Here is a 6666-nt window from a genome sequence, read left to right on the forward strand (position 1 = left end):
CTTTGCTTACAATGTTTGCCACAGTAAAACCAAAGTGCTCAAACAGCTCACCAGCAGGTGCCGACTCACCAAAGGTAGTCATACCTACTACTGCGCCATTTAGACCTACGTACTTGTACCAGTAGTCAGCAATACCTGCTTCTACTGCTACGCGGCGTGTAACAGATGCCGGTAATACGCTTTCTTTGTACTCTGCGCTTTGATCTTCAAAGGCATCAGTACATGGCATAGATACAACACGTACCTTTTTACCTTGGCTGCGTAGCTCAGTTGCTGAATCTTGTGCTAGTTGCACTTCAGAACCCGTTGCAATGAAAATAATCTCAGGGTTGCCGTCACAGCTAAGGATGTAACCACCCTTTTTAACGTCTGCTAATTGCTGTGCGTCACGCGCTTGTTGCTCAAGACCTTGGCGAGTAAAGATTAACGATGTAGGACCGTCTTTACGCTCAATAGCTTGTTGCCATGCAATTGCCGACTCAACTTGGTCACATGGGCGCCAGTTGTATAAGTTAGGCGTTAAACGCATGCTTGCAATTTGCTCTACTGGTTGGTGAGTTGGACCATCTTCACCTAAACCGATTGAATCGTGCGTGTATACAAAAATGCTTGGTTGCTTCATTAATGCAGCCATACGTACGGCATTTTTTGCATATTCAACAAACATTAAGAACGTAGCACCGTAAGGAATAAAGCCTTTATGAAGGGCAATACCATTCATAATTGCCGACATACCAAACTCACGTACACCGTAGTAAATGTAGTTACCGCTTGCATCGTCGTGTGTTAAACCTTTAGAGCCATCCCAAATTGTTAAGTTTGAGCCTGCTAAATCGGCTGAGCCACCCATAAATTCTGGTAATAACGGACCAAATGCGTTTAATGCATTTTGCGATGCTTTACGAGACGCTGGGTTTGCAGGGTTTGCTTGTAATTGCTCAATGTACGCTTGAGATTTTTCAGCCCAATCGCCAGGCAGTTCGTTATTAATACGACGCTTATATTCAGCTGCAAGCTCTGGGTATGCTTTTGCGTATGCTGCAAATTTTTCGTCCCAGCTTGATTCAAGCTGTTGGCCTTTTTCTTTGCTATCCCATTGTGCGTAAATATCATCAGGAATTTCGAACGCATCGCCAGTCCAACCTAAGAATTCGCGAGACGCTTTTATTTCGTCATCACCTAGTGGTGCACCGTGACAATCGTGGCTACCAGATTTATTAGGTGAGCCGTAACCAATAATTGTTTTACAACAAATTAGTGATGGTTTATCGGTAACACTTTTAGCTTCTGCAATTGCAGCACTTATAGCATCGCTGTCGTGGCCATCAACACCACTAATTACATGCCAACCGTATGCTTTAAAGCGAGCTGGCGTGTCATCTGTAAACCAACCTTCTACTTCACCATCGATTGAAATGCCGTTGTCATCCCAAAATGCAACAAGTTTACCCAGACCTAATGTGCCTGCAAGTGAACCAGCTTCATGAGAAATACCTTCCATAAGGCAGCCATCGCCCATAAATGCATAGGTAAAGTGATCAACAATATCGTGACCTTCGCGGTTAAACTGTGCAGCTAGCGCTTTTTCAGCAATTGCCATACCTACGGCATTTGTGATCCCTTGACCTAATGGACCCGTAGTAGTTTCGATTCCTGGTGCATAGCCATATTCAGGGTGACCTGGTGTTTTAGAATGCATTTGACGGAAGTTTTTAATTTCGTCCAGTGGTAAATCGTAACCACTTAGATGCAATAGAGAATAGATAAGCATTGAACCGTGGCCGTTTGAAAGAATAAATCTGTCACGGTCAGCCCACTCTGGATTTGTTGGGTTGTGTTTTAGATAATCGCGCCATAATACTTCTGCGATATCAGCCATGCCCATAGGGGCTCCAGGGTGACCAGATTTGGCCTTTTGTACTGCGTCCATTGACAAGACGCGAATAGCATTTGCAAGTTCTTTGCGAGATGGCATGAATTCTCCTACCTTTATGTGTATTTGCGCGGGTATTTATGTGTTTGTTTATGCACCCAAGTAACTTGGGTTTGTTTATATCGACCATTCTTACTTATTGTGGGGGCTGTGTGCAATTAAAAACCCTATAAAAGTGAGGCATTATGAATATTTTTTAAGACCAAAAAGTTATTAGTAATTTTATTTAGACGTCTAGGCGTAAAAACACTATGCAAGGTGTTTTGTTTTCGATAAAATACGCCCCTTAATTTTTTAGCGCTAATACCGACGTTTGTGAAGCGCAATATTTGTGAGCAGAATTACAATGGCAAAACATTTATTTACTTCTGAATCAGTTTCTGAAGGTCATCCGGATAAAATCGCCGATCAAATCTCTGATGCGGTACTTGATGCTATCCTAGAGCAAGACTCTCATGCCCGTGTTGCGTGCGAAACTTACGTAAAAACAGGTATGGTTATGGTTGGTGGTGAAATCACTACTAGCGCATGGGTTGATATTGAAGAAATTACACGTAAAACAGTACGTGAAATTGGCTACACGCATTCAGACATGGGTTTCGATGCAGATTCATGTGCAATTTTAAACACTATTGGTAAACAGTCTCCTGACATTAACCAAGGTGTTGACCGTACTAGCCCAGAAGAACAAGGTGCTGGCGACCAAGGTCTTATGTTTGGTTACGCATGTAACGAAACAGAAGTACTAATGCCTGCGCCAATTACTTACTCACACCGTTTAGTACAGCGCCAAGCGCAAGTACGTAAAAGCGGCGAGCTTAACTGGTTACGTCCAGATGCAAAATCTCAAGTTACTTTTGCATACGAAAATGGTAAGCCAGTAGGTATTGATGCAGTAGTACTATCTACTCAGCACAGCGAAGACATTTCGCAAAAAGATTTAGTAGAAGCGGTGATGGAGGCTATCATCAAGCCGGTACTTCCTGCAGAGCTTATTACAAGCGCGACTAAATTTTTCATTAACCCAACGGGTCGCTTTGTAATTGGCGGACCAATGGGCGATTGTGGTTTAACAGGTCGTAAAATCATCGTTGATACATACGGTGGTATGGCTCGTCACGGTGGTGGTGCTTTCTCTGGTAAAGATCCATCAAAAGTTGACCGCTCAGCTGCATACGCTGCACGTTACGTTGCTAAAAACGTAGTTGCGGCTGGCCTTGCTGATAAATGTGAATTACAAGTTTCTTACGCAATCGGTGTTGCAGAGCCTACATCTATCAGCGTTGAAACGTTTGGTACAAGCAAGTTAGAAGAAAGCCGTTTAATCGAACTTATTCGTGAACACTTTGACCTGCGCCCTTACGGCTTAATTCAAATGCTTGATTTAGAGCGCCCTATCTACCTTCCTACAGCGGCTTACGGCCACTTTGGTCGTGACGAATTCCCTTGGGAACGTACAGATAAAGCTGATGCACTTCGTGCAGCTGCTGGCCTTTAAGCTAAAAGTGTTGAAGTAAATTAAAAACGGCCCTTAATAGGGCCGTTTTTGTATCTAAAACTTATCAGTTACATTGTTTGTAGTACGTCTACAAAATAACTATAAAATCAACCTCGAATTCTTTTGTACTTTAGGTATATACTCATTTCATTATAAAAGCTTTAGGGATAGTTAAATGGCCGATAACTTTCGCGTTATATTTGCAGGACTTGCCGATAACGTTGACATAAAAACAGCGTGCGCAAACTTAGCTGCAAAATTAAAAACGTCAGATGAAAAAGTAGCTCTTTTTTTTAAAGGTAAGCCGCTGTTTGCGCCAAGCGATAAAGACAAAGCGTTAAAACAGACTAAGTTATTAGCAAGCCTAGGTATTAAAAGTAAGCTGCAAGCTGTTTCAAATGCGATTCAAAATAGCTCCCCCGCAGCTGCAAATAACCACCAACGTGATGAACGTATTTTTGATGCACTTGATTACATCACTAGCAGCTTAATACGCCTTGAAGAAAAGCTAGATGAGCTAGAGCAACGCCTTCCTGAAGCTCAATTAAATACACCAGACGAAAGTGTAGACGAATGGCAAAATGATGACCTAATGCTAGATGAGGATTTAGCGACTCCTAAAAAACGCAGTAACTTACTTTTATATTCATTGATTGCAACTGCCACCATTTTGCTAGTCGTACTGGCTGTTTTTTTGATTTTTCCCGATTTATTCTCTTTTTAAAAATGGCTAATTAGTTTAATGAGCAATAAACGCGCACAAATAAGAGCTGAAATTCGTAACACCCGTAAAAACTTGTCAAATAATCAGCAAATAATTGCTGCGCAATCGCTAAAAATGAATTTTATTCAACACTTAAAAAGCGAAAACACAACGAATTCAAAGCATATTTCCATTTATTTAAGTAACGACGGAGAACTAGACACTTCATTGTTAATTAAAGAATTATGGAACTTAAACCACGTTGTTTATCTACCTATAATACACCCATTCAATGGCGCTAATTTACTATTTCAGCGCTATGAGAAAAACTCACCCATGAGGGCAAATCGCTATGGTATCTTGGAGCCTAAGCTGAACTGCTCTCAAATATGCCCATTACCAGCGCTTGATTACCTCCTTATGCCATTAGTGGCATTTGATAAACAAGGTAATCGCCTAGGAATGGGAGGTGGGTTTTACGACCGGACATTGGCGCGTTTACACGAACAAAATTGGCAAAAACCACAACTAATTGGCCTTGCACATGAATGCCAAAAAGTGGATGCTCTACCAATCGAGTCATGGGACGTACCTCTTAAAACCATTATCACCCCAGATAAAACATACTGTTGGTAACATTTAATTTTGGTTACTAGCCGCATATTTCTGACATACATGAGCACAAAGCAATGACACAAGACGAATTAAAAAAAGCAGCTGCCTGGGCAGCACTCGAGTTTGTAAAAGAAAACACCATTGTAGGTGTCGGTACAGGCTCTACTGTTAATCACTTTATTGATGCCCTTGGCTCAGTAAAGGACACTATTGTAGGCGCTGTATCAAGCTCAGAAGCGTCAACTGCACGTTTGGAAGCGTTAGGTATTGAAGTGTTTGAACTTAATAACGTTGATGCTTTAGATGTATACGTTGACGGCGCTGACGAAATAAACGCTCAAAACGAAATGATTAAAGGCGGCGGCGCAGCGCTAACACGTGAAAAAATAGTAGCAGCAGTTGCAAAACAGTTTGTGTGTATTGTTGATGACACAAAGCTGGTAGATACATTGGGTGACTTCCCGCTTCCGGTAGAAGTTATTCCAATGGCGCGCAGCTACGTTGCACGAGAATTATTAAAACTTGGTGGTGACCCTGTTTATCGCCAAGGCGTAGTTACCGATAATGGTAACGTTATATTAGATGTATTTAACTTAAAAATTACCAATGCCAAACAACTTGAAACACAAATCAATTCAATTGTTGGCGTAGTTACCAACGGCCTATTTGCGATGCGAGGTGCTGATAAAGTGATTATCGGTACCAAAAATGGGCCACAAATTAAATAGGATGAGGTTATGAGTAAGGTATCGTTAGCAAAAGACAAAATTAAAATTCTCTTGCTTGAAGGTGTTCACCAAAGCGCTGTTGAAACGCTAAAACGTAACGGTTACAGCAATATCGACTACGTTAAAACATCCTTACCTGAGGACGAGCTTAAAGAGCGCATTAAAGATGTTCACTTTGTAGGACTTCGTTCTCGTACTCATATTAACCAAGCTGTATTAGACTCAGCTGAAAAGCTAGTTGCTATTGGTTGTTTTTGTATTGGTACAAACCAAGTTGATTTAGATGCAGCACGCGAACGTGGTATTGCTGTATTTAACGCTCCATTTTCTAATACTCGTTCAGTTGCTGAACTTGTACTTGGCGAAATTCTACTTTTATTACGTGGTATTCCAGAGCGTAATGCAGCGGCTCATCGTGGTGGCTGGTTAAAAACAGCAAATGGTTCGTTTGAAGCACGTGGTAAAACATTAGGTATTATTGGCTACGGTCACATTGGTACTCAGCTAGGTATTATGGCTGAAAATATCGGTATGAACGTGGAGTTTTACGATATCGAAGATAAGTTATCACTGGGCAATGCAACACAAGTTCATAACCTTACTCAGCTGTTACAACGCTCTGATATTATTAGCTTACATGTACCAGAAACACCGCAAACTAAAAACCTTATTGGTACAGCAGAACTTGCTGTTATGAAGCAGGGGTCTATTTTGATCAATGCATCACGCGGAACTGTTGTTGATATTGATGCTCTTGCAGAAGCGCTTACAGAGAAAAAACTAAGTGGTGCAGCAATCGATGTGTTCCCTACTGAGCCAAAATCTAACGATGAAGAATTTGTATCGCCACTGCGCCAATTCGACAATGTTATTTTAACGCCGCACATTGGTGGTTCTACACAAGAAGCGCAAGAAAACATTGGTATTGAAGTAGCGGGTAAATTGGCTAAATATTCAGATAATGGCTCAACTATTACTGCGGTTAACTTCCCTGAAGTATCGCTACCTGAGCTTGCTAATCGTAGCCGTTTATTACACGTACACCACAACCGCCCAGGTGTACTAACGCAAATTAACCAAGCGTTTGCACAGCACGGTATTAATATTGCTGCGCAATACCTACAAACAGACGCATCTATTGGTTATGTAGTTATTGATGTTGATACAGATCAATCTGAAGTAGCACTTA

General features: G+C 41.4%; 6 protein-coding genes. 5 read left to right on the plus strand and 1 reads right to left on the minus strand.

Annotated features, from left to right (window positions below):
• The coding region (gene tkt / locus H5072_RS08965) for a transketolase (RefSeq protein ID WP_182693311.1) at positions 1 to 1975 on the minus strand (1975 nt) is incomplete at its 3' end.
• A 304-nt stretch (positions 1976 to 2279) separates the two neighbouring features.
• Between tkt and metK the strand changes: the two genes are divergently transcribed.
• The 5 genes from metK to serA form a co-directional block, all read left to right on the plus strand.
• Positions 2280 to 3431, plus strand: coding sequence for a methionine adenosyltransferase (metK, locus tag H5072_RS08970; protein ID WP_182693315.1), 1152 nt, complete (start codon positions 2280 to 2282; stop codon positions 3429 to 3431).
• A 175-nt stretch (positions 3432 to 3606) separates the two neighbouring features.
• Positions 3607 to 4155 carry a hypothetical protein gene (locus tag H5072_RS08975; RefSeq protein WP_182693312.1) on the plus strand — a complete coding sequence of 183 codons (549 nt, stop codon included), beginning with the start codon at positions 3607 to 3609 and terminating at the stop codon, positions 4153 to 4155.
• Positions 4156 to 4173: 18 nt separating this feature from the next.
• Positions 4174 to 4770 (plus strand): 5-formyltetrahydrofolate cyclo-ligase, encoded by a 597-nt coding sequence (locus tag H5072_RS08980; protein WP_182693313.1) that lies wholly within the window; start codon positions 4174 to 4176, stop codon positions 4768 to 4770.
• Positions 4771 to 4823: 53 nt separating this feature from the next.
• Positions 4824 to 5477, plus strand: coding sequence for a ribose-5-phosphate isomerase RpiA (rpiA, locus tag H5072_RS08985; RefSeq protein ID WP_002958979.1), 654 nt, complete (start codon positions 4824 to 4826; stop codon positions 5475 to 5477).
• 9 nt (positions 5478 to 5486) lie between these two features.
• A partial coding sequence (gene serA, locus H5072_RS08990) for a phosphoglycerate dehydrogenase (protein ID WP_182693314.1) occupies positions 5487 to 6666 on the plus strand: 1180 nt, incomplete at its 3' end.

This window comes from Pseudoalteromonas sp. SR45-5, from assembly GCF_014163565.1.
Lineage (GTDB): Bacteria > Pseudomonadota > Gammaproteobacteria > Enterobacterales > Alteromonadaceae > Pseudoalteromonas > Pseudoalteromonas distincta.

Coding starts and splice junctions, on each gene's coding strand:
- metK (WP_182693315.1), top strand. CDS start 2,280: ATGGCAAAACATTTATTTACTTCTGAATCAGTTTCTGAAGGTCATCCG.
- H5072_RS08980 (WP_182693313.1), top strand. CDS start 4,174: ATGAGCAATAAACGCGCACAAATAAGAGCTGAAATTCGTAACACCCGT.
- rpiA (WP_002958979.1), top strand. CDS start 4,824: ATGACACAAGACGAATTAAAAAAAGCAGCTGCCTGGGCAGCACTCGAG.
- H5072_RS08975 (WP_182693312.1), top strand. CDS start 3,607: ATGGCCGATAACTTTCGCGTTATATTTGCAGGACTTGCCGATAACGTT.